Origin of the sequence: Haloarchaeobius amylolyticus (genome assembly GCF_042678045.1) — an archaeon.
Lineage (GTDB): Archaea > Halobacteriota > Halobacteria > Halobacteriales > Natrialbaceae > Natrinema > Natrinema amylolyticus_A.
Genome location: NZ_JBHUDI010000003.1, coordinates 265,037 through 288,441 on the forward strand (window position 1 = coordinate 265,037; position 23,405 = coordinate 288,441).

General features: G+C 63.1%; 24 protein-coding genes. 14 read left to right on the top strand and 10 right to left on the bottom strand.

Annotated features, from left to right (window positions below; genetic code table 11):
* Positions 1 to 65: 65 nt before the first annotated feature.
* The 4 genes from ACFR99_RS05095 to ACFR99_RS05110 all read left to right on the top strand — a co-directional run bounded on the left by ACFR99_RS05095 (position 66) and on the right by ACFR99_RS05110 (position 3,699).
* The gene (locus tag ACFR99_RS05095) at positions 66 to 1,562 is read left to right on the top strand and encodes a phytoene desaturase family protein (protein WP_390284985.1); all 1,497 of its coding nucleotides are present in this window, start codon (positions 66 to 68) and stop codon (positions 1,560 to 1,562) included.
* Between the two features lie 88 nt (positions 1,563 to 1,650).
* Positions 1,651 to 2,520 (top strand): prenyltransferase, encoded by an 870-nt coding sequence (locus tag ACFR99_RS05100; RefSeq protein WP_390284987.1) that lies wholly within the window; start codon positions 1,651 to 1,653, stop codon positions 2,518 to 2,520.
* Positions 2,513 to 3,433, top strand: a complete 921-nt coding sequence (gene cruF, locus ACFR99_RS05105) for a bisanhydrobacterioruberin hydratase (protein ID WP_390284989.1) — start codon at positions 2,513 to 2,515, stop codon at positions 3,431 to 3,433. The genes ACFR99_RS05100 and cruF overlap by 8 nt, the downstream gene beginning before the upstream one ends.
* A 107-nt stretch (positions 3,434 to 3,540) precedes the next feature.
* Complete coding sequence (locus ACFR99_RS05110) at positions 3,541 to 3,699, top strand: hypothetical protein (protein WP_390284991.1); 159 nt, start codon at positions 3,541 to 3,543, stop codon at positions 3,697 to 3,699.
* 121 nt (positions 3,700 to 3,820) lie between these two features.
* Here ACFR99_RS05110 and ACFR99_RS05115 read toward each other — a convergent pair whose 3' ends face one another.
* From ACFR99_RS05115 to ACFR99_RS05125, 3 genes are all read right to left on the bottom strand, one after another.
* A complete protein-coding gene (locus ACFR99_RS05115; protein ID WP_390284993.1) occupies positions 3,821 to 3,973 on the bottom strand; it encodes a hypothetical protein in 153 nt (50 codons plus the stop codon).
* 66 nt (positions 3,974 to 4,039) lie between these two features.
* Complete coding sequence (locus ACFR99_RS05120) at positions 4,040 to 4,990, bottom strand: phytoene/squalene synthase family protein (RefSeq protein ID WP_390284995.1); 951 nt, start codon at positions 4,988 to 4,990, stop codon at positions 4,040 to 4,042.
* 118 nt (positions 4,991 to 5,108) lie between these two features.
* Positions 5,109 to 6,704 carry a bacterio-opsin activator domain-containing protein gene (locus tag ACFR99_RS05125; RefSeq protein WP_390284997.1) on the bottom strand — a complete coding sequence of 532 codons (1,596 nt, stop codon included), beginning with the start codon at positions 6,702 to 6,704 and terminating at the stop codon, positions 5,109 to 5,111.
* Positions 6,705 to 7,455: 751 nt separating this feature from the next.
* Between ACFR99_RS05125 and msrB the strand changes: the two genes are divergently transcribed.
* Positions 7,456 to 7,854, top strand: coding sequence for a peptide-methionine (R)-S-oxide reductase MsrB (msrB, locus tag ACFR99_RS05130; RefSeq protein WP_390285000.1), 399 nt, complete (start codon positions 7,456 to 7,458; stop codon positions 7,852 to 7,854).
* 251 nt (positions 7,855 to 8,105) lie between these two features.
* Here msrB and ACFR99_RS05135 read toward each other — a convergent pair whose 3' ends face one another.
* Complete coding sequence (locus ACFR99_RS05135) at positions 8,106 to 9,341, bottom strand: RNA-guided endonuclease InsQ/TnpB family protein (RefSeq protein ID WP_390285002.1); 1,236 nt, start codon at positions 9,339 to 9,341, stop codon at positions 8,106 to 8,108.
* A complete protein-coding gene (gene tnpA / locus ACFR99_RS05140; protein WP_390285004.1) occupies positions 9,338 to 9,724 on the bottom strand; it encodes an IS200/IS605 family transposase in 387 nt (128 codons plus the stop codon). Before tnpA ends, ACFR99_RS05135 begins: the two co-directional genes overlap by 4 nt.
* 143 nt (positions 9,725 to 9,867) lie before the next feature.
* Between tnpA and ACFR99_RS05145 the strand changes: the two genes are divergently transcribed.
* From ACFR99_RS05145 to ACFR99_RS05160, 4 genes are all read left to right on the top strand, one after another.
* Positions 9,868 to 10,047, top strand: coding sequence for a DUF2196 domain-containing protein (locus ACFR99_RS05145; RefSeq protein ID WP_390285395.1), 180 nt, complete (start codon positions 9,868 to 9,870; stop codon positions 10,045 to 10,047).
* 132 nt (positions 10,048 to 10,179) lie between these two features.
* The gene (locus tag ACFR99_RS05150) at positions 10,180 to 10,353 is read left to right on the top strand and encodes a DUF7556 family protein (RefSeq protein ID WP_390285006.1); all 174 of its coding nucleotides are present in this window, start codon (positions 10,180 to 10,182) and stop codon (positions 10,351 to 10,353) included.
* Between the two features lie 248 nt (positions 10,354 to 10,601).
* On the top strand, positions 10,602 to 13,580 hold the full coding sequence (locus ACFR99_RS05155) for a bacterio-opsin activator domain-containing protein (RefSeq protein WP_390285007.1): 2,979 nt from the start codon (positions 10,602 to 10,604) through the stop codon (positions 13,578 to 13,580).
* A 115-nt stretch (positions 13,581 to 13,695) separates the two neighbouring features.
* Entirely contained in the window at positions 13,696 to 13,836 is a 141-nt protein-coding gene (locus ACFR99_RS05160; protein WP_390285009.1) for a rubrerythrin-like domain-containing protein, read from the top strand.
* 99 nt (positions 13,837 to 13,935) lie between these two features.
* Here the strand turns inward: ACFR99_RS05160 and ACFR99_RS05165 are convergent, their stop codons facing one another.
* On the bottom strand, positions 13,936 to 14,565 hold the full coding sequence (locus ACFR99_RS05165) for a phosphoribosyltransferase (RefSeq protein WP_390285011.1): 630 nt from the start codon (positions 14,563 to 14,565) through the stop codon (positions 13,936 to 13,938).
* Between the two features lie 120 nt (positions 14,566 to 14,685).
* Here ACFR99_RS05165 and ACFR99_RS05170 point away from each other — a divergent pair, with 120 nt between their 5' ends.
* Together ACFR99_RS05170 and ACFR99_RS05175 are read left to right on the top strand one after the other, a co-directional pair.
* Entirely contained in the window at positions 14,686 to 15,462 is a 777-nt protein-coding gene (locus ACFR99_RS05170; protein ID WP_390285013.1) for an NAD(P)H-hydrate dehydratase, read from the top strand.
* Between the two features lie 241 nt (positions 15,463 to 15,703).
* Positions 15,704 to 16,132 carry a CBS domain-containing protein gene (locus ACFR99_RS05175; RefSeq protein WP_390285015.1) on the top strand — a complete coding sequence of 143 codons (429 nt, stop codon included), beginning with the start codon at positions 15,704 to 15,706 and terminating at the stop codon, positions 16,130 to 16,132.
* 500 nt (positions 16,133 to 16,632) lie between these two features.
* On the opposite strand, the gene ACFR99_RS05180 is transcribed toward ACFR99_RS05175, so the two are convergent.
* The 3 genes from ACFR99_RS05180 to ACFR99_RS05190 form a co-directional block, all read right to left on the bottom strand.
* Entirely contained in the window at positions 16,633 to 17,064 is a 432-nt protein-coding gene (locus ACFR99_RS05180) for a universal stress protein (protein WP_390285017.1), read from the bottom strand.
* A gap of 54 nt (positions 17,065 to 17,118) precedes the next feature.
* A complete protein-coding gene (locus ACFR99_RS05185; protein WP_390285019.1) occupies positions 17,119 to 17,799 on the bottom strand; it encodes a class I SAM-dependent methyltransferase in 681 nt (226 codons plus the stop codon).
* Positions 17,800 to 18,238: 439 nt separating this feature from the next.
* Positions 18,239 to 18,982, bottom strand: a complete 744-nt coding sequence (locus tag ACFR99_RS05190) for an SDR family NAD(P)-dependent oxidoreductase (RefSeq protein WP_390285021.1) — start codon at positions 18,980 to 18,982, stop codon at positions 18,239 to 18,241.
* A 136-nt stretch (positions 18,983 to 19,118) separates the two neighbouring features.
* On the opposite strand from ACFR99_RS05190, the gene ACFR99_RS05195 reads away from it, so the two are divergent.
* Positions 19,119 to 20,186 (top strand): pyridoxal-phosphate-dependent aminotransferase family protein, encoded by a 1,068-nt coding sequence (locus ACFR99_RS05195; protein ID WP_390285023.1) that lies wholly within the window; start codon positions 19,119 to 19,121, stop codon positions 20,184 to 20,186.
* 159 nt (positions 20,187 to 20,345) lie between these two features.
* Positions 20,346 to 22,184: a carbon starvation CstA family protein gene (locus tag ACFR99_RS05200; protein WP_390285025.1), complete on the top strand. Its 1,839-nt coding sequence runs from the start codon at positions 20,346 to 20,348 to the stop codon at positions 22,182 to 22,184.
* Positions 22,185 to 22,290: 106 nt separating this feature from the next.
* Here ACFR99_RS05200 and ACFR99_RS05205 read toward each other — a convergent pair whose 3' ends face one another.
* Complete coding sequence (locus tag ACFR99_RS05205) at positions 22,291 to 22,899, bottom strand: DUF8052 family protein (RefSeq protein ID WP_390285027.1); 609 nt, start codon at positions 22,897 to 22,899, stop codon at positions 22,291 to 22,293.
* A gap of 235 nt (positions 22,900 to 23,134) precedes the next feature.
* Between ACFR99_RS05205 and ACFR99_RS05210 the strand changes: the two genes are divergently transcribed.
* Complete coding sequence (locus tag ACFR99_RS05210; protein ID WP_390285029.1) at positions 23,135 to 23,371, top strand: hypothetical protein; 237 nt, start codon at positions 23,135 to 23,137, stop codon at positions 23,369 to 23,371.
* Positions 23,372 to 23,405: the final 34 nt, after the last annotated feature.

Below are 23,405 nucleotides of genomic sequence, written 5' to 3' on the forward strand. Positions count from 1 at the left end.
AACCGGTCGAATTCCCTACCTATGTATGACACACGTTTAACATCGATCGTACACTCATATCGGGCATGGAATCGCTGGCCGGCGTGTCGGTTGTCGTGGTTGGAGGGGGAATCGGTGGGCTCTCGACAGCCTGTTATCTCGCCGATGCGGGAGCGGACGTGCGTGTCATTGAGAAGAACGAACAGGTGGGCGGTCGGGCGAGCCGCCTCGAGAAAGACGGCTTTACGTTCGATATGGGTCCCTCGTGGTATCTGATGCCCGATGTCTTCGAGCGGTTTTTCTCCTATTTCGATCGGACGCCAAGTGACTACTACGAACTCACGCAGCTCGATCCGCACTATCGGATCTTCTTCAAGGACGGTGATCGGGTGGATATCACGCCCGACCTCGAGCGAACGAAGACCGTCTTCGAGGAGTACGAGACGGGTGCGGGCGACACGCTAGAGCGGTATCTCGAGAAATCCAGGGAGAACTACGAGGTCGGGATGAAACACTTCGTCTACGAAGACCGCGAACGCCTGCGGGACTACATCGATCTCGACGTAGCCCGGCAGGCGCGTGGCCTCTCCCTGCTCGGGTCGATGCAGGGCCACGTCGAGGGCTACTTCGATCATCCAAAACTCCAGCAGATCATGCAGTATACGCTGGTGTTTCTGGGTGGCTCGCCGACGAACACGCCGGCGCTCTATAATCTGATGAGCCACGTCGATTTCAACCTCGGGGTCTGGTACCCGGACGGTGGGATCGGCGCGGTCGTCGACGGGATCACCGACCTCGGCCGCGAGCTGGGTGTCGAGTACGAAACTGGCCGGCCAGCAACCGAGATCAAGGGCCGCACGGGCGGGTTCGAGATCGAAACGCCAGCGGGACCAGTCCGGTCGGATCTGGTTGTGAGCAACACCGATTATGCCCACGCCGAGCAGGAACTGCTCACGCCCGAACGCCGCGGCTACGACGCCGACTACTGGGACGAACGGACCTACGCACCATCCGCATTCTTACTCTATCTCGGCGTCGAGGGCGACGTCGACGAGTTGGCCCACCACACGCTCGTGTTGCCGACCGACTGGAACCAGCACTTCGAGCACATCTTCGAGGACCCACGCTGGCCCGACGACCCCGCCTACTACTTGTGTGTCTCCTCGAAGACCGACGACAGCGTCGCCCCCGAGGGCCACAGCGCCCTGTTCGTTCTCGTACCGATCGCGCCCGGCCTCGAGGACACGCCACAGCTCCGCGAGCAGTACCGTGATATGATCCTCGAGGATATCGCCACGAACACCGGCACCGACCTGCGCGATCGGATCGTCCTCGAGGAACGGTTCTGCATCGAGGACTTCGCAAGCCGGTACAACAGCTACGAGGGAACGGCGCTCGGGTTGGCTCACACACTCCGGCAGACCTCGCTATTCAGACCGCCCCATCGTTCGAAAGAAGTCGATGGCCTCTACTTCGTGGGGGGAGATACCACGCCTGGGATCGGCGTTCCGATGTGTCTCATCAGCGGCGACCTGACCGCGGAGAAGGTACTCGAAGACCACGGCGGCGGCCTCCAGCCGTGATCGGGCCGGCGATCGATGCCTGGGGAGCACGACCGCGCGCTCGCGGCGACGGTGTCTCTGGACACTTCGTGAACACGAGCGATCACCGATGAATTCGGACACGAGGGCGATCGGCGACGGCATCGGCGAACGGCTCTCGTACCTGCTGGTCCTCTCGCGGCCACGGTTCTGGCTGTATCTGGCGGGTCCGGTGCTGGTAGGGGCAGTCTACGCCGCACGCACCGCCGACGACCTGTTCGCACTCGCGCCGGTCGCCCTGTTCGGCTACTTCCTCCTGCCCGCGAACGTCTTCCTCTATGGGATCAACGATGTCTACGACCGGGAAATCGACGCGGCGAACCCGAAAAAGGACGACCGCGAGGCGCGCTATCGCGGGCAGGGATACGTCCCCGCCGTCGTCGGGCTCTGTGCAGCTCTGCCGTTGCTGTTCGTCCCACTGCTCTCGACCGCCGCGATCCCCTGGCTGATCGCCTTCCTCGTCCTCGGGGCGGCCTACAGCGCTCCACCGGCCAGATTCAAGACGACGCCGTTCGTGGATTCGCTCTCGAACGGGCTGTACATCACGCCGGGCGCGGCCGCCTATGCCGCCGTTGCTGGCACGCAGCCACCCGCCCTCGCCGTCGTCGGCGGCTGGCTGTGGGCGATGGGAATGCATACGTTCTCGGCGATTCCCGACATCGAACCGGACCGCGAGACTGGTATTCGGACGACTGCGACGGTGCTGGGCGAGCGCCGGACGTACGCCTACTGTGGCGCCTGCTGGCTTGCCAGCGCGGCCGCCTTCGGCGCGCTCGACGTGCGGCTGGGCGCACTCATGCTCGTCTACCCGCTCCTCGTCGGCGCGATTGCTACGGCGAGCGTCGCCGTCGACCGCGCGTACTGGTGGTTCCCGGCGATCAACACAGTCGTCGGCGCTGTACTGACGATGGGCGGGCTCTGGGGGGTGCTTTATGGATAGCGGCGAGTCGAATCCGTCGACCTCGAGTGCCGGGACGGACAGCAGTGTCAGCCACCCGCCGTCGGTCCACGACGGCGACGCAGACGAACCGACGCGGGCCGCCGTGCAGCGGCGACTCGAGGCCCTCATCCGCGAAAACCGGTTTACGATCGCGGTCGTCTTCCCGGTCGTTGGCGCGGTGACGCTGGTGGCGAGCGCGGAAGGGCTCTTGCCGCCGCTGCTGTCGTACAACCCGCTGTTGATCCTGTTCGGGACGCTGGTGATGCGCTCGCCGCTGGTCGTGGCTTTGCTCCCCGAACTCGACCGTCGGGCGCTCGGCTCGCTCGCCGTTTTGACGGCGTACACGTACGCGATCGAACTCGTCGGCTTGCGGACGGGCTGGCCCTACGGGACCTTCGAGTACGGGATCCGGCTCGGCCCGATGCTGGGCGGTGAGATCCCGCTCGCGCTCCCGCTGTTTTTCGTCCCGCTGGTTCTGAACGGCTACCTGCTCACGCTGTTGGCCCTCGGCGAGCGGGCCGCCCGAGTCGTCCCGCGCCTCCTCGCGGCGCTTGCCGCCGTCCTCGCGATCGATCTCGTGCTCGATCCCGCAGCCGTCGCCATCGGCTTCTGGTCGTATCTCCCGCCCGGAGGGTACTACGGCGTCCCGGCGTCGAACTACCGGGGGTGGCTCCTTTCGGGGGCGATCGCCGTCGTCCTCGTCGACCGCGCGTTCGATCGGACGGCCATCCTCGAGCGCGTCCGAACCTGTGAGTTCGCGCTGGACGATCTGGTGAGTTTCGTCCTCCTCTGGGGGACGATCAACGCACTCTACGGGCAGTGGCTGGCCGCCGGCGTCGCCGGGCTGTTCTGTCTCGTTCTCCTTCGGACCGAGCGCTACGACCTGTCGGTACGCAGGCTCGTCCGAAACTAATTCGGCGCACCCGTATGACTGGTCCCGGGTGCGCCGGCACCCACTGACAGGAGTCCATATGAGAGTTCCAGCAGGAGTCTTTTGATTACGGCTAGTCGATCACTAACATGGCACGGAAAGCACCGATCGAATGTCCGGTCTGTCGCGAATCGCCGTCCGCCGGCGAGCAACTCGAGGAGCACCTCCTCACGGCCCACACCAAACGTAAACTGGCGACGTTTATCGTCGCCGAGGCGGCGCTCCTAATCGACGACGACGCCAAGTGAACAGGCAAGTGCCGAGAACGGACCACATTCCGACGGTCTCATACGGTCTGCTATACCGCTGTCCCGGCGCACCCGCAGGACGGGTCGCGGATGCGCCGGCACCCACTGCCAGGAGTCCGTATTAGAGAATGAGGCTTGCGAGTACGTCACCGAACAGTAACAACAGTATGACGGCGGCGACTGTGATGGCGAGCCACGCGCCCAGGCTGATCGCGGCCATGCGTGACAACTCCTGTTCCTCATCGATGATATCGGAACGCTGGTTGACGGACATGGGAAACCCATTCTCGTCCGGGACAACGAAACGAGCGCCACCATATCGAGGGGTTTGATAATCGTACTAGCGAGTCGGGACGCTGTCCCCAGGTTCGGGACCGCGATGGTCGGGCTCGCGCGAGGGGATCGCCGACACCCGCTGGAACACGGCCTCGGGGTCGCGGTTCCAGTGCCAGTGCCAGCGCGTCTTCGCGAGACACCACAGTTTGCGCGTCGTCGACAGTGACGGTTCCTGGGTGAGCACGTCGTACCCCTGGGATCGGATGACGGTGTGGTGTTCCGCGTACAGAACTGCAGCCAACAGGACCGGCAGCTGGCAGTCCTCGGGAAGATAGCGGATGCCGGCGACCCCTTCGCGGTAGAGTTCTTCGGTTCGCTGGAGTTCGGCGGCCATCGCCGACGCGAACGACTCGTCGAACTCGAGGCGCTCGATCTGTACCGGGTCGACGTCGTGTTCCCGGAGCGTCTCCTGGGGAATGTAGATCCGATCCCGCTCGAGGATGTCCTCGCGGACGTCCCGCAGGAAGTTCGTCAACTGGAAGGCCTCACCGAGCTTGACCGCGTGTGGCAGCGCGGTCGCTTCGTCGTCGGGCTCCATGATCGCAGTCATCATCACGCCGACCGATGCGGCCGACCCCCGCATGTAGGACTCGAGGTCGGCGTAGGTCTCGTAGCGCTCCGTCTCGATGTCGGTGGCCATCGCGTCGATGAACTCGTTGATCTCCTCGTCGGTGATGCCGTACTCCGTCCGAAGTTCTTGGAAGGCCTCGAGGACCGGGTCGTCAGGCGTGCGGTCACCGAGGGCCTGGGCGCGAAGGGCCTCGAGTCGGGCGCGTTGCTCCTCGGGGGGTGTCCCGTCGGCGTCGTCGACGACCTCGTCGGCGATCCGAAAGAACGCATAGAGGACGTGCGTGGCGTGTCGCACGCGCTTGGGGAGAAACCGCGTCGCGAGATAGAACGTTTTCCCGGTTCGTTTCTGTATCGCCTTGCCTGCGTCGATGTGTTCCTGTTGCATCCTCTGCCTCGTTGACCCTGACCGATAGTGTTCGGATGTATCTGCTACGACATGTACATATAAAGTATCATCCCCTCACTATGTGTACTGACACGAAAACCGACAGGCGCCGAGGCCGTCACTCCAACAGTTCGGCGAGGACTTTCCGCTGGGCGGCGCGCAGATGCTGGTGGAACGTCGACCGGGAGATATCCATCGACTCGGCCAGTTCTTCCCCCGAGATGTCCCGGGGCCACTCGAAGTAGTTCGCGTAGTAGGCCTTGCGCAGCGCCTGCAGTTGGCGGTCAGTCAGGGACGACTCGAGACGTGCCGTCACGTCGTGTGGCGTCTGTGCAGGCTCGTCCCGCTCGTGGTAGCTGAGCAGTTCGACCTGATCGTATCGGCGCTCGAGGAAGTCGTAGGCCGACCGTGCGGAGCGGCCGTCCGGAAAGTCGACCGCGAGATCGGCGATGCCGTCGGCCGCGGCCAGTTCGCGAATCACCCCACCGTGCTCGCTCAGCGCTGTCACGATTCCATCCGTGATGGCGGCCTCGAGCAGCGTGCCGTCGTCGGTCGTCGAGAGGGGCGTCACGTCGTGTCCGATCCCGGCCGTCTCGACCGCAACGTCCTCAAGCACGCGATCGACGTGGAGGACGACCAGCGGCGTGCCGTCGTCGTCCTCGGTCGGTCCGCGGTAGCTGACTGTGGCGTCGAACGTCTCCGACAGCGCCGTGACGAACAGCGAGGGGTCCTCGATCGCGACCTCGACGGAGACGACGGCCTCGGTCGTCAGCATCCGCCTGACCTCGAGTGCGTTCATCGCGGTCGCGATCGTCCCGGATAGCGACTCGAGGACGAGCAGTTCCCGCTCGTCGAAGGCGTCGGGCTCGGCGGCGAACACGACCAGGACGCCGTAGGTAACGTCGCCGTACGTAAGCGGCAGGGCAGCAACCGACTGGAAGTGGTCGCCGGCCCCCGTTGGCCACAACCGGTCGGCGTCGTCGTGTGCTGTTACGTCCTCGATCACCTGCGTGTCGCCACGTTCGAACGCCTGCACGGCGGGATGCGCGTCGTCGGCACCGAGAACGAGTTCGTCGTCCTCGAGCGGAACGTCGTCGTCACTGGCCCACTCGTGGGGCGAAAGCCGGCGATTCGTCACATCGACGCGGCCGATCCAGGCGAGGACGTAGGGGTCGGTCGCGGCGAGTCGCTGACAGACCTCGCGCTCGATCTCTGCTCGCGTCTCCGCGCTGACGGCCGCGTCGGTGACCTCGCGGACGAGCCCGTCGACGCGTTCGAGGACGTGCTCGACGGTTTGCCGTTCCTCGCGGAGTTGCTGGGCGTGTTCTTCGGCGGCGAGTTCGGCCAGTTTCCGTTCGGTGATTTCGAGGTGGACGAGTGACGCCAGCCGCTGGCCGTTGTGGGAAAACCGGGTGACCCGCATCAGGAACCAGCGCTTTTCATCGGGCGAGTGACAGGGATACTCCATCGAAAACGAGTCCCGATCGCCGGCGAGCACGGCCTCGATCCCCGCAACTGCTTGCTCGGCGTACTCGTCATCTGCCGTCACGGCAGCCGCGAGGTAGTTTGCGCCGACGTGTTCGTCGTCCTCCGCTGTCGCGAACTCACGCCACGAGCGATTCGTCAGCAGGATCTTACCCTCATCGTCGATGATCGCGACGGTGATCGGGAGCGTGTCGAGCGCCGTTGCGGCGAGTTCGTGCCCGGAACCCATCAGGCTCCGATTCGGCTGGAGTACCCTTAACCCAACTGGATCCACAGTGACAAGTCAGACTGGCTGGCGGTCCGGTGCGATCGAACCCACGGGACTGGCGATACCGAGCCAGCCAAGTGAACTTCCCAACAACATTTTTATAATTGTTTGTGGATACTTTCTACGGAGATCGGGTACGGTGGGAGATAGCTCCCGGAGACGACGCGAGCGCTGGACCCGGATGGGGTCGGTAACCCGACGGCACCATCCGAAAACGGGCGTTCGATGGCGATGGTCGCATCGACGAGGCGATCTCCGATCGATCCACGCGAACGGATGGGGTGCTTCGGTGACGCGTGTCGTCGGAGTCGACCCCGCCAAGTAGCGCCGTCCACGCTCCACTCCCTGTCATCCGCGGCCGACGTCGGTTGCCCGTCGGTCGCACAACCCGTCGTAATCGACGAGAGTCACTGCGAACGGAACCAACAACTATGACACCGTCCGACATACGTCGGAACATGGCAAGCGAACTCTCAGCACACGAACGGTCACGGTGCCGAAATTGTGGTTTCGAAGCGCCCGGTGGGGACGACGCATGGCGACGGATCGAAGTCCCCAAGCTGGGCCGCATGACCCAGTGTCCGAGCTGTGGGAGTACGGACATCATCACCAGTCGGTGACCGGACACTGCGGGTGGCTCGAGCGCGCCGTGGCGGCATCGAGTGATCGGCTTGGAGACAGACTCTTGAGCCTCTCGGCCGTATGACTGTCCATGAGTAACGAGGGCGACCACGCGACGAGCGACGAGGAGTGGCGTAGTCGACTGAGCGATGAGGAGTATCGAGTCCTCCGCGAGGCGGGCACCGAACCACCGTTTAGCGGCGAGTACGTCGAGCATACCGACGACGGAACGTACGTCTGTGCCGGCTGTGGAGCCGAGTTGTTCGACTCCGAGACGAAGTTCGAGTCGGGCTGTGGCTGGCCCAGTTTCTACGATACCGACGACGACCGGGTCGAGACACGACTCGACACCAGCCACGGCATGCGCCGTACCGAGGTCCTGTGTGCCTCCTGTGGCGGCCATCTCGGCCACGTCTTCGACGACGGCCCCGATCCGACCGGCAAGCGCTACTGTATCAACTCCGTCGCCCTCGAGTTCGACGAGGAGTGACCGAAGCCGGACGGTCGGGTCGTCGTATCGAGTAGACGGCTCGTATCGCGGTCACGATACTCACGGCTGAGTCCGACGATCCGACCGTCGCAACTGCAGGCAGTGTTCTTTTTGAGCTACTCGCTGCCTCTTCGCCTATGTCAGCCGACCGTCCGACCGCTGACGAACTGCGACAGGGATTGACCTCCTCCCGCGCCTAAAGTCGCGGGAATCCCACCATGGGATTTCAGGCCGTGCGTGGCCCTCAGGTTTCAAGACGCATACGCTCCAAGCGTCAATTGCTGGGCTTCAGCATCAGCTTGGCTGTCTTGTGGGCCGATCAAACGGCCCCCTTCCTCAGCCGAGTCATCGCCATCCGTGTGTTCTCTTGAATGGCTCTCTCCGCTGAGGTAGCGGTCTGCAATATTGAGCGCGGCGTTGATGTCCGCGTGGTACTCCGAGACCCAACACTCCGAGTTGGAACACTTGAACGTCGCTTGGTCGGGGCGGTAGCCCTGCTCTCCGCAACAGTGGCACGTCTTCGAGGTGTACGCAGGGTTTACTGTCTCCACGCGAATCCCTTTTTCGGCGGCCTTGTACCGAATCTGAGCGTGCATCTTTGCGAAGCTCCACCCGTGAAGCCGTCGGTTCATGAACGCACCGTAGTCCATGTTCTCACGGATGTGCGTCAGGTCTTCGAGGACCAATACAGGGTTCTCGAATTGGTCGGCGTAGGCGACGACCTCCGACGTGACCGTGTGGAGAATGTCGTCTATCTGTCGCCAGAGTGAATCGCCGTAGGACTCGGTGATACGTTCGCTTCCGCGTTTCTGAAGGCGTCGGGTCGCCGTGAAGTACGTCTCACGGAGTTGTCGGACTCGCTTACCTTCGTCGTTCCAGAGGTTGGGTATAGCCGGGGAGCCGCGCTCGTCACGGTGACACACCGTTAACAAAGAGGCTTCCCCGATGTCTACCCCAATCGGCGTTTCGGACGCCGAACTGGGCCGTTCCTCCACGTCTCGCGTTGCGACGATGTGCAAGTACCACTCACCGTTTCGGTCGAACAACCGACACTCGCCCATCGTCGCGTCTCCCGCGTGCAACGCTTCCAGCCACTCCCGTTGTTCAGGATTCAGTTGCGCGGGGAGCCACAGGTTGTAGTCGTCGTGATGCGGGATTTTCACGTACCACTCGATGGCGTTCTGTGGCTTGTGGTCGAGCTTCGGGCCTTCGTTCGTGAACCGGACAGGGTGGTCGTCATGAAGCTCTTTTGCGTCGTAGCTTCCGCCGCAGAGTTGTGGGACGTACTTCTTGAGGGCGTTCTTCGCGTAGCCGCTCAGGTTGTAGTCAACCACCACGTCGTTCGCTTCGGTCTGGGTGGTACAGTTAGCGTTGAACGCGGCTTCGAGAGCGTCTTGGTACGCCTGTTTCGTCTCACAGAGCTTCCGGTGCTTGTGGACGTTCGGCTCCACAAGCTTGAGTTCCAGCGTCTCGGTGAGTTCAGTCACTGTTCCTCCTCGTGGCGCTGAATGTAGTCTTGGACCGTTTCGCTTGAGACGTGTCCCGCTGTTCCTGCGTAGTAGCCGCGTGACCACTTGATTTTCTCGTTGTCGTGGTCGGCGTAGCGGTGATTGTACTTCCGCGAACTAATGCCCTTGAACCAGTTGGCGAGAAGAGACGGAGCGTGCTTCGGAGGACTACTCACGAACAAGTGAACGTGGTCGGATTGGACCGTGAGGTCGATAATCTCTAAGTCTTTCTCGTCGGCGATTTCGTGGAGGATTCGACGCACACGGTCTTCGACCTCATTAACCAGTACCGAGTTGCGGTACTTCGGCAACCACACTATGTGGTAGTTGAGGTTGTAAGTCGCGTGTCGTGTGGTCTTCATCCGTACTACACACTATGATGAGTGACGATCTTAAAACTACCGAGTGACGTGGGAAATCCAGCCGTTCGTAGCAATGTGTCTGGACGCACTATGCCTACCGCTCGACCCGTGCCTGAAGACGCGGGTATGCGCTCACACTATGTATCACCGTCGAGGTCGTCCAGGAAGACGCAGACCCTCGGTCCGAGGACACCGAACCGCTCATCGGCGAGATCGCGACGATCTACGGTGACGATCCCGACGGGCCACATGTCAAATTAAAAAGTGGCGTGGTCGGACATGTCCAGTCAGTAGTCGCAGATGAATCTCATTCGAGTACATAACAGTTCCGACTGTTACTTGATCCTGGTTATAACATCCTGGTTTATACGAAATGAAGGAAATTTCTTCGATATTCAACCATATATCGAGTGAGTTTCGGAACGTTCATGACTACTGTCGGTATACGATCGAATATGACGCCCGAAGCGACGTCGACTGGACAGCAGGTGGATGCGTCGAGCGACATCGTGGCAGCGATCGACGAGATCGACGGTCGATCACATCTCGTCATCGCTGATATCGCTCGAGACGACGCCTGGGTTGCGATGTCCACGGACAGGACTGTGACCCTGGACGACTGTCGGTGATTCGCTTCGGTCACAGTGAGAAGACACGCGATCGGTCTCCGATCGCAACTCGGCCCCGGTACCGACAGCCGGGCTCGCTCTTTTTGAACTGATACGGACTACTGTCAGTCGGTTCCGGCGCGACTGCGATCCGTCCTGCGATCGCGCCGGGAATCAGTGACAGCAGACCGTATGAACGTCGACAGGACGGCCGCAACCGATTGCCTCGAGCGATGCTTTGTAGCCGCGGGAGTCCCTATGGGTGACGAATGGATTCCGTACGGACGCTCGACGACGCCCGTCTCCTCGTCGCCGAGCCACCCGACTCGAATCGCGTCCTCTCGAGTACGTTCGCGGACGACGCACGCGCGGTGACCGCCGTCTCAACCGTCGGCGAGGCGCTCGACCGCCTCGAGACCGCATCCGTCGACTGTCTGCTGACCGCACAGTCGCTTGCGGACGAGGAGACCGGGCTCGAGCTCTGCGAGCGGATGCGCGAGCGCGACCTCGACCTCCCGATCGTGTTCGCGCCGGCCGGCGGCGATCAGGCGCTGGCCAGCGCAGCGGTCGCGGCGGACGTCTCGGCGTACGTGCCCCGCGAGAGCACGACCGATCCGGCGGCGACGGACTGCCGGTCGGCGGTCGAGCAAGCGCTCGCGGACGGACGCGAGCGCCGCCGGCTGCGGGAGCGTACCCGCCAGTTCGACGCCATCTTCGAAGGTCCGGAGACGTACGCGTGGGTGCTCGAGCCGGACGGTACCGTTCGGCGGGCCAACGAGCGCGCGCTCACGGCGATCGACGCGACCGCAAGCGACGTTCGTGGCCGGCCGTTGGCGGCCCTTCCCTGGTGGCAGTCGACCGCGGACGGACGCGCGCAGATTCAGAATGCGATCGAGCGGGCAGCGAGTGGCGAGATCGCACATCAGGAGGTGACACACGTCCGCGCCGACGGTACCGGGGCGAACGCGAATCACACGCGCGGCGAGCCCGATGCGAGCGATAAGCCCACGACGTTCGAGGTGACCGTCCGACCGGTCCGCGACGAATCCGGCACCGTCGTCTCGCTGCTCGTTCGGGCGACCGACGTCACCGATCGCGCTCGACTCGAGCACGAACTCCGCGAGTCCGAGGAACTCCATCGGGTGACGCTCAACAACATGACCGACACCGTCCTCATCACGGACGACAACGGCGCGTTCACCTACGTCTGCCCGAACGTCCACTTCATCTTCGGCTATACCGACGACGAGATCCACGAGATGGGGACGATCGACGAACTGCTGGGGCCGGACCTCTTCGACCGCGAGGAACTCGAAGAAGCCGGCGTGCTGACGAACATCGAGTGTACGGCCACCGACAGGGCAGGCCGCGAACACACGCTGCTGGTCAACGTCCGCGAGGTCTCGATTCAGGACGGGACGGTCCTCTATAGCTGTCGGGACATCACGACGCGCAAGCGCCGCGAAGAGGCGCTGACGGCGTTACACCGGACCACGCGACAACTCCTGTACGCCGAAACGGATCACGAGATCGCCGAGATCGTCGTCGACGACGCGACGGACGTGCTCGATCTCGAGGCCAGCGCTGCCTACCTGTTCGACATCGACGAGAACGTGTTACGGCCGGCTGCGTCCTCGTCAGGGATGGAGCGGATACACGGGCCGGTTCGCGACCACCGGGCGTCCGACGACAGCCTTCCCGGCCGCGTCTTCGTCGACGGGGAAACGCGGTTCTTCGCGGACGTTCACGATTCCTCGTTGCTCTCGAATCCCGAGACGGACCTGCGAAGCGCCGCGTACGTTCCCCTCGGCGACCACGGCGTCTTCGTGGCGGGATCGCCCGAGTCGGGGACGTTCGACGATGTCTCCCGGGAGCTAACCGACTTGCTGGCGGCGACCGCAGAAGCGGCACTCGACCGGCTCGAGCGCGAGCGAACGCTACGCGAGCGAGATCGCGAGCTCAAGCGGCAAAACCGGCAGCTTACGCGCTTCAATCGCATCAACGAGATCATCAGGGACCTCGATCAGGCGCTGGTCCGAGCGGAAACCCGCGAAGAGATCGAACACGCCGTCTGCGATCGGCTCACGACCGCCGACCGCTTCTCTTTTGCCTGGATCGGCGCCGTCGGGGACGGCGGCGCTCGTCTCGAGTCACGTGCCCAGAGCGGGACGAGAGAGGGGCAGGAGTACATCGACAGCGTCTCGCTTGCGTGTACGGATGCGAGCGAACCGGCAGTCAGGACGGCGACCGATCGCGAGGCGACCGTCGTCTCGAACGTCGCCGATGGGCTCCGTGACGAACCGTGGCGGTCGACCGCCCTCGCTTGCGGCTACCAGTCCGCGATGAGTGTGCCTCTGGCCTACGACGAGGTCTCCTACGGCGTACTGACCGTCTACGCGGATCGAGCCGACGCGTTCGACGACATGATCCGCGCCGTCCTCGCGGAACTCGGCGAGACGATCGCGGCGGCGATCGCGGCGGTCGAGCGCAAACACGCGCTGCTGTCGGATGCGAGTACGCGACTCGAGTTCGACGTGACCGACGAGACGTTCCTGTTCGCCCGACTCGCCCGAGAGGCTGAGTGTACCGTCTCGTTCGACGGGGGCGTTCGCCAGCACGACGACGGTGCGTCGGTGTTCGTGACAGTCACCGGCGCACCGCCCGAGGCCGTCGCGGCTACCGCTGTAGAGTTCCTCGGCGTCGAGCGCGCACAGGTCATCAGCAGTGAGGGACGCACAGGCGGAGACGACAGCGAGTCGGCCCCCTCTAGCACTGACGCAGACGGGATCGGCGGGACGATTCACTTACACCTCTCACGGCCCGTGTTCGCCCTCCAGCTCGCGGATCACGGCATCGTCTTGCGAGGCGTCGAGGCGACGCCGTCGGCCGTTCGCGTCGTCGTCGACATTCCACAATCCGCCGACGTCCGGGAGAGTGCCAATATCGTCTCGAAGACGTTCTCGGACGCCGAACTCCGATCGAAACGGACCGTCGAACGAACGTCGCCACGGGATTTCCGTTCGACGCTGCGCGAGCGACTCACCGACCGCCAACTCGAGGTCGTGCAACTCGCCTACTACGGCGGCTACTTCGAGTCGCCACGCGAACAGTCGGGCGAAGACGTCGCCGCAGCCCTCGAGATCTCCCCGGCAGCGTTCTACCGACACGTCCGGACCGTCCAGCGGAAACTCTTCGACATCGTCTTCGACGAACTCGAGGTTCCGGCACCGCCGTCCGATGGTGGTTGAATAATGAACTGCTAGCTGCTACCGACGCTAGATAGTTGACGGATACGTTCATCCTAATATCCCTATTATTCCTAAATGCGACGCTCGCCGGAATCCAACCGTCACCACTGCTCCCATGAAAGACATCAAACTCGACCCCAAGTCGGAATCGACCTACGAGTGCTTCAACTGTGGAACCGTCGTCCGTGCGACCGCGCCTGATTCCTGCCCGAACTGCGGTGCAGAGATGCGGAATCGCCGGACACCGATCGAATAATTACAGTAATTGCGACTGTTCTTCGCCGCTGCACCGATAGCGACGGCTGTCGCGGCCGTCACAGGAAGCGGGTCGAAACGACCTCGTCGAGAGCTGGCCTCAGCTGCCTTGATCGAGATATTCGATCGCTTCTTCGTCGGTTACCTGCCCAAAATTCCGGTAGTACTGGCCGACAGCGCGGAAATCCGCGGGCGTCTGCAAGGCGATCACCTCGTCAGTCTCCTGCTCGAGTTCGGTGACCGATTGCGGTGAGCCGACGGGCACGGCCAGTCCGACCCACTCCGCGCCGCTCTCCTGAACCTGCCGGAGGCAGGCGGTCGCGGTCGCACCGGTCGCGACACCGTCGTCGACGACCACGACTCGCTTGCCCTCGAGGTCCGGCAACCCGGCCGTCTCACGGTAGCGATCCGCCTTGTTGCGTGCGTTCTCCGCTTCCTCGGTTCGGACCTCCTCGAGGTACTCCTCGGAGACGTCCAACCGGGCGATCAGATCGTCGTTGTACCAGACGCTGCCGTCGCTGGCGACCGCACCCAGGGCGAGCTCGGGGTTCCCCGGGGCACCCAGCTTGCGAGCGACGACGACGTCTAAGTCGGCGTCGAGTGCGTCCGCGACCGGGCGTGCAACGGGTAAGGCACCGCGTGGAATCCCGAGGACGACATCGATATCGAGGTCGCGGGCCTCGAGTTCTGCGGCGAGGCGTTCACCGGCATCGGTTCTATCGTCGAACATGATCCGTCATGGTCTACGGTAGCAGCATACTATGTGTTTGCGTCGCACACTGTGGGCGGGACGAACCGAACCGGAAGACGCCTGCCGAACGCCTACACGGCGAGCCTCGAGAGGGTGCGTATGGCACGGCTCCAGCGAACGCTTTCGAACGTCTCGGACGTGTCCGGACACGACAACGGCCGCGTCGGGGTCGTCGCCGGCAGCGTCGAGTTCCCGAACCAACCCGCACTCGTCGGCCGCGCGGCGCTCCGGACGGGCTCGGATCACGTTCGAGCGCTCGTCGCCGATCCGATCTACGACATCGTCGCGGGCCACTCGCCGAACCTGCTCGTCGACACCTACGGTCAGCGGGGGTTTGCCGACGGTGCGATCGACCGTACGTTCGAGCTGGCCGACTGGGCCGACGCCGTCGTGATCGGCCCCGGCCTCGTCGACGCGGACCCGAGCGCGATGCGCGAGGCGGTCGACGGGATCGACGTGCCGATCGTCGTCGACGCGCTGGCGATCGAACCCGCGCTGGATGCGGACCTCTCGAACGCGATCGTGACACCGAGTAGCTCCGAGAACGGCCCGCTATACGAGTCCGCCGGCTCGCTCGAGACCTTCTCCGAGGAGACGGGTGCGGTCATCACGCTCACGGGTGACGTCGACGTAATCATCGCTAACGGCGAGCGGCTCGAAAACGAGACGGGAACGTCGGCCATGTCCGTCGCCGGCACCGGGGACACGCTGGCCGGCATCATCGGCTCGCTGCTCGGCCAAGGAATGGATCGCCGTGACGCCGCCGAACTCGGCGCATGGATCCTCGGCAAAACCGGCGAACTGGCGACAGCCGAGTACGGGCCAGGAGTCGTCGCCACGGACGTCATCGAACGGATCCCGAAGACGATTCGATAGCGGGAGTCGGTAACACGATTTCTTTATTCAAAGTTAGGCATGTAACTCGCGGCAAGCACAGGACAAGCAGGTAACGGGGTCGCAGTCAAACCGACTACAATACGTCGAAAGTGTCGTGCAAGATAGAGAGTGTGAAGTCAGCACGAGCGATCTGAGAGTGTTCCATCTCGTGTGCTGAACCAGCCGATCTATAGATGCCTGCTCTCAACAGGGTTAACCATCTCCGGTGCGAATAAGTGTCATGATTGATCAACCAGTAGGGGATGTGATGACACGCTCGGTGCGCACCATCAGTAGAGAGACACCGGCGTGTGATGTTGCCGTCCTCTTCGCGGAGCATAATATCGGTTCTACGGTAGTGGTTGCGCCCGAGACGGGCGAGGTCACTGGTATCGTAACCGAATCAGATATTATGCAGCAAGTTGCGGCAGGCGCTGATATCGAATCCGTCCGTGTCGACTCGTTTCTGTCTGCGCCGGTCATCACTATCGACAGTTCGGAAAGTATCCACACAGCAGCCGACGTGATGAAAGAGCACTCAATCCGGCGGCTCCCTGTCGTTGACGATGGCGACCTCGTCGGCATCCTCACAACGACTAACCTCACCCATTATCTGCCACGCTTACGCAATACGATCCTTCGTGATCGAAACGAACATTCCGGGCAGTGATGGTTCTTTTCGCAGTGACTGTCATCGCTCTCTGACTGTCGAAGTGTGCTGAAGACGCGCTGTATATTTCGCATAATCTACCCGGACCTTGTCGGAACGAACGTGCCGAGTACAGAGTTTATATCATTTCACGGATCAGTGAGGATTGTGTGGATAGACCTAGAGATGGCGGATTTTGACCCAGTGTTTCTCGCAGTCGTTCGGCGACTGCGGTGAACACTGGCTGATCTGCAGCACAGAGGATGCCGATTCGGTCGGTCACGTCGTGCGTCATATAACTGCCCGAACGGGATGGGGCTTAGTCACCAGGTCCGAAGGCACGGGCAACCATCGATGGCCGTGGTCAGTTAGCGGTGGCAGTGAGGGTTCCAAGCCCTCGCCCTCAAGGAGCCGCCGAAGGCGGCGAGTAGGGCGGGATCGTTCACGCATACTTCTGAATACAGAAACCGTGCTGCTATCTACTGATAATCACTCGAAGTGCCCGCCCGGTTCCCACTCAGTCACTGTTCGTGGACGACGATCACTGTCATTGGCGCGCGGCGGACGACCGTCTCGGAGACGCTGCCGAGCATCACTCGATCGACGCCGTGGCGGCCGTGGCTACCGATGACGATCTGTCCGAACTCCTTGTCGACGGCGTAGTCGACGATCTCTCGGGACGGCTTGCCCGTTTGGATGACAGTCTCGAGCTCATGACCCTCGTCAGCCGCCGTTTGCACAGCCGAGTCCAGTAGCTTCTCACCGCTTGCCACTGCCTCGTCGTATCCCGGAAATTTCGTCGTCGAATCGGCAAACGACGTCCAGTACCCCTCCGGCAACTGCACGACGTGGATCGCCGTGATCGCCGACTCGGGAAACTCCTCGAGCGCGTACGCGAGCGCCGCCTCGGCCTGCGGGGAGCCGTCGATCGCGACCAGTGTCTTCCGAGCCATATGATCTGATACCACAGGAACGGACTTAACGACGATTCCCCGACTTCCTGTCAGTCAGTCGCTCGTGAAAGTCGAGAGGAGCGACCGATCCGTCGGCTGTCGCCGTCGAAGCCGCCCGCGGACGATCGGCGTCGCCGGAAAGATCCCAACGTTAGCCCGTTCGACCTCGAGGACCTCGAAGGCATCGTGGCAGACGAAGCGAGCGACCGTCTCGCGGTTCAACTGACAGCCGCCGGCCGCACGCGACCACAGCGGCGTCAGCGCGTCCTGTGCTCGCGCGCGCCAGCCATCGTTGCGAACGTGCTCGAGAAATCGGAGTTCCCCATCCGGCCGGAGGACACGGGCGACCTCATCGAGGGCTGTCTCGAACGACGGAATGGTACAGAAGACCAGACTCGAGAGCACGACGTCGAAGCTGTCGTCGGCGTAGGGAAGCGACTCGCCGCGCGCATCACGGAGGTGCACCTGCAGGTCGGCCGTGTCGGCCTTGCGGGCGGCCCGACGCCGCATCTTCGGATCCGGCTCGATCGCGTGATACTCGAGGTCGCCATCAGCGACGTCGTCGACGTAGGGCACCATCGCGCCGGTGCCGGCCCCGAGATCGAGGACGCGCCCGGAGAGATCGGCCGCGAGGTACTCGCGGTGGGGACCGACCAGAAAGCGGTCGGGCAGCCGATCGTACAGCGCCGCGAACAGGTCGCTGTCGGTCGTGTGCCGTGGGTCGCAGTCAGCCATATGGGTATGCGATGCGACTACGATTGCCCGACTGATATACTGTCCGGCGATTGTGGGTGAAGTACCTCGGGGACAAGCCCCGAGGCTTCACTGTTTTGTCCGAGCACCCAGAAACGGGCGGACGGACGCAGGCGAATTTAATTCCCCTCGACTTTCCCCGTTGAGGTCGGTTGGAATTAACACCCGAACACCTCACTGGTGTCCGTGAGGGTCGGTCGCTCCACCACGACCCGACAACTCCCGTCTCACCTGCCGTAGCAGGGTGTTGAGAGGAGTCGCATTCCTCGCAACTGCCGGCAGTTGCTTCGGATTAAGGTCTTTAATCCATGTCGCAACTGTACTCTCCAATAGGGTGGTACCCATCATATATCTTACTCGATTCTCCCTCGGGGTCAAGCCCCGAGGCGCTCTCGCTGTATCTCTGTAGACAGGCTTCCGGTTAGCCCAGTCGCTGCTCCCACTCGGTGGCCGGCAGCGACTCGCCGGTGACGCCATCGGGCCCCTGTGCGAGCAAGCGTGTGGCCGCGTCGTTCATCACGTCTGGCTCGAGGATCTCGTTCCGTTCCGATTCGGGCAGGTGATCCCAGAACCCGGTCTCGACGCGGCCACCGGGGTCGACCGCGTTGACCCTGATGCCGTGGTCCTCGAGTTCGGCGGCCTGTGTCCGGGTCATGCCCTCGAGTGCCCACTTCGAGGCGACGTACGGGCCCCACTTGGCTGCACCGCGCCGTCCCAGCCCGGACGAGACGTTGACGACGTTCCCGCGTCCGTTGTCGATCATCTCGCGCACGGCGTATTTCGAGAACAGGAAGACGCCGGTTACGTTCACGTCCAGAATCTGCCGGAAGTCGTCGACGTTGACCTCGTGGAGCACGCGCTGTTCGTCGTACATGTTCAACAGCCCGATGCCAGCGTTGTTCACGAGGCCGGTCACCGTGCCGTACTCCTCGACCGTGGTGTCGACGACGGCACGTACCGCGTTCTCGTCGGTGACGTCCGCGGGCGCGACGAGCGTGTTGCCGGCCGCGTCGGCCGCGTCGGCGGCGACCGCCTCGAGGTCGGCTTCACTGCGAGCAGTCACCACGACGTTCGCCCCCTCGCGAGCGAACCGGTTTGCCATCGACGCGCCGAGTCCCCGGCTCGCACCAGTGACGATGATCGTCTCCCCGTCGAGTGTCGTCATAGACAAAAGTATCGCCGCGGGGGACTTAAAGCGGCCCGTCCCGAGACGGCCCTACGGACACTACGCACGCATCCGGGACCTGTGACCCCGTGTCTTCTCGAGTGGTTTTATTGCCGGACGCACCGCTAACCTCCGTATGACCGACAATCAACTCCGCATGACCCCGGGTCCGACCGAGGTGCCTGCAACCGTCCGCGAGCGGATGAGCGAGCCGACGCCGAACCCCGACGTCGAACCCGAGTTCTTCGCGTTCTACCGCGACCTGCTCGAGAAACTCGAGGCGATCTACGGTGACGACGATATCGCCATCCTTGGCGGCGAAGGGATTCTCGGACTCGAGGCCGCCATCGCGTCGCTGGTCGAACCGGGCGACCGCGTCCTCTGTATCGCGAACGGCCTCTACGGGGAGGGCTTTGCCGACTTCGTCGAGATGGCCGGTGGCGAGGCCGTCGTCTGTGACGCGTCGTGGCGCGAGCCACTCGATCTCGAGGCGATCGAGGACCACCTCGCGGCGGAGTCGTTCGACGTCGCGACGATGGTTCACTGCGAGACGCCGACGGGCGTGCTCAACGACATCGAACCGATTCTCGAGACTCTCGACGACCACGACGTCATCAGCGTCGTCGACGCCGTCTCCTCGCTGAGCGGGACGTCGGTCCCCACCGACCGGATCGATGTCTGTCTCGGTGCCTCCCAGAAGTGTTTCAGCGCGCCCCCGGGGCTGACCGTCTGTTCGATCAGCGACCGTGCGTGGGCCAAAATCGAATCCTTCGAGACGCCGAGTCTCTACACCAACCTCGAGCCATGGCGCGACGCCGCCGACGAGGAGTGGTTCCCCTACACCCACCTCGCGTCGAACCTCTACGGGCTCGATACCGCCGTCGACCTGCTGCTCGAGGAGGGCCTCGAGGCGGTCTTCGAGCGCCACGAGACGGCCGCAGCGCGCTGTCGCGACCGGGCGGCCGATCTCGGGCTGTCGCTGTATCCGGACGAGGCACAGCCGTCGCCGACCGTAACGGCACTCGAGATTCCGGGACGAGCGGAAGCGATTCAGTCAGCGATGGCCGACGACCACGACATCGTCCTCGCGACCGGCCTTGGCGATCTCGCCGACGACGTGCTCCGGATCGGCCACATGGGCCACAATGCGCGCGTCGACCGCGTCGACCGGACGATGGACGCGCTGGCAGCAGTCCTCGAGTAGGGTCGCGGCTGCGAGCGCGCGTCGTCCCGTACAACTTCTAGACAGAAATACATTTTTTCGCAGAATAACGAAGACGAGTGACACATATGATCACCATTTCCCGACTGCGACAAACAACAATTAAGGTTATCCGCCACCCTCCATTTGTGTGGGGCTACCATGACACAAGTCATATGGATCATCGCGGCAGTACTGGTGACGTTTACCGCCGGTTACGTGGGGTACTCGAGATATCTCACACAGTTCGTCGAACTCGACGAGGAGACGGAAACACCGGCACACAAATACGAGGACGGACAGGAGTACGTCCCCTCGAAAAAACCGGTGTTGTTGGGGCATCACTACTCGAGTATCGCAGGTGGGGCTCCGATCGTCGGCCCGATCACGGCCGGTGCTATCTGGGGATGGGTGCCCGCATTGCTGTGGATCGCCATCGGTAACCCGCTGATGGGTGCGGTTCACGACTTCGTCTCGCTGTCAGGGAGTCTCCGCCACGAGGGGAAGTCGATCGGTTACATGATCGGCGAGTACGTCGGGGAGAGCGGCAAGAACATGTTGCTGTGGTTCGCGTTCCTGACGATCGTCCTCGTCGTCGCAGTGTTCGCACTGGTCGTCGGGATCGTCTTCAACGCGTACCCCCAGGTCGTTACGGCATCGTTGCTTTACATCGGGCTGGCACTGGTATTCGGCGTCTACCTCTACCAGTTCAACGGCCCGTTCATTCCGGGGACGATCCTGTTCGTCGCAGGCGTCTTCGCCTCCGTCTGGGTCGGCCTCCAGTACCCGCTGGCGTTGTTCGCCGGTGATTATCCGGCCGGGACGATCGTGTTGTTCGGTGGCGCCGGCAACTGGGTGCCCGGCGCGGGTGCCCTCGGCGGCAACACCGCGGCGTGGATTCCCTTCGTCATGATCTACGCCGCGATCGCGAGCGCACTACCCGTGTGGGTGTTGCTCCAGCCGCGTGACTACCTGTCGTCGTTCCTGCTATACACTGGGGTCGGCGGCGCGACCGTCGCGATTATCGTGGGAACGTTCCTCGGGACGTCGGCCGAGCCGCTCGTCATCGACGAGACCATCGGCGCGTTCGAGGGCTTCTGGGGCGTCGACGCCGCGGGATTAGCGCCGCTGTTCCCGCTGCTGTTCATTACGATCGCCTGCGGGACGATCAGCGGGTTCCACTCGCTGGTCTCGTCGGGGACGACCGCTAAACAACTCGACAAGGAAACCGACGCCCGGCTGATCGGCTACGGTGGCATGCTGGGAGAGGGGCTGCTCGCTGCAGTCGCACTCTCGACGCTCGCCGTGTGGGGCTTTGCCGATCCGGCTGGCGGTATCGGTGCCGCGCTGCCGAACTTCGCGTCCGGTGGTGGGCTCATCCTCACCAGCCTCGGCGTTCCCCAGACCGTCGGCGCCGTGTTCATGGCGCTGGTGCTCTGTAGCTTCCTGCTGACCTCGACGGACACGGCCGTTCGTCTGGGTCGGTACATGATGGAAGAGATCGTCGGCACGCCCGCCGGACGGACTGACACGGGGCTGAACGCTGATCCCGCGTCGTTCGCACGTGGCCGGTACACGAATCCGATCATTCAGATCGTTCCCGCGTACCTGCTGGTCGTCTCCGGACAGTGGGTCGTCCTCTGGCAGCTCTTCGGTGGGGCAAACCAGCTGCTCGCGGCACTGGCGCTGCTGACCGCGACCGTGTGGCTGGCAAACTGGGACGACAGCAAACAACTCGTCTCCACCGGCGTCCCGATGGCGATCATGGTGACGATCACCATCCTCGGGCTGTCGATCCTGGTGTTCTACGAGAATCTCTACCTAAACCTGCTGCAGGGTGGGGCTGGCTCAACCGAAGCGATGCTCTCCTCGGCCGTCCAGATGGTTATCGGGCTCGTGCTCATTGTCCTGGCGCTCGCACTCGTCAGGCTCGGGTACAGAAACATTAGCAGCGTTCGCCGCGGTCCCGAAACGCCCGCCGCCGAACCGGGCGACGACTAACGACTCGCGGGCCGTCCGTTCTTCGCAGCCATTTTTTGCTCATCGCTGAACGCTGCTACTGCCAGAACGAGAGCGTCGACTTCGCGGCTGCTCTGTTGCCCGATCTTCACTGCCAGAATCGTTTCGCGAACCGCGAGAGAAAGCCCTCCTCGGGCGTCGTCACGTCGTCCCAGAGGGTAAACGCTTCCGCGACGTCGGCAGCCTCGCTGGCGACGTGCTCCTCGCGCTCGGGGACGACGACGACCAGATTGACGTCGTAGTGGCCGTGATAGCCGAACTTCAGTAACGTCCGGTCGCGAAAACCATCGACGAACTCGCGGACATCGTCGGACAACTCGTCAGCGACGAGGACGAACGTGATGTCCGTCCCGAAGTGTTCCTCGTCAGCGACGACGTGTTCGTCAGCCAGTTCGTGGCCAAGGTCGACGAGGCGCTCGAGTTGCGCCACCGTCGGCCGCGACTCGCGTCTGGCGAAGAGGTACTCCTCGGCCTCGTGATCCGCGTAACTCAACGCCGGGTGGAAGAACTGCTTCTGACTGCGCACGCGCATCTCGCCGTAGAGATCCCACCGCTGGCCGCCGGCACGATGATCTTTCTCGAGGTCGTAGTTGTACATCAGCCGGTCGGCGACCCGGTCTATATACTCGTCGTCCCAGTCGGGGACGGCCTCGCGGATCTCCGCCGGGAGCTCCGCTGGCGTCGCTTTGTCGCTCATCGTGTTCCAGTAGAGAGTGACGGCAGCCGTTCACAACCCGGCGCTCGAGTTGCTCCATCCAGTTTCGTGACCTGTTCTCCCATACCACCGGTTGCCGTCGGAATGGCAAATACTCGTCGGTGGTGGGCCCGATGCGGTGGCTGATCGACGCCGCTCGCCGATCCGCTCGAAAAACTCGTCGGGCCGGTCGGCAGATTTTAGCCGTCGGAGCCGTACTATCGTGCAAGGGAAACTCATGGGAGGAAAGAAAACCGAAGCCTGTGGCCGCTGTTCCATGTCGACGGTCGTCGACGTCGCGTCCTCCGGCGACGAAGACGGCGATGCCGAGGGGACTGGAAACCGGGACCCGTTCGGCGACGCCGCCATCGAAGTCGACGACGAGACGCTCCGGCGCGTGTCGCCGGGTGCCTGGATGGGCCGTCTAACCGAACGGCTCGACGACCTCGGTCGACGGCTTATTTACGGCCGGTAGGCGGATCGTCGAACCATCAGGACAGACACATACT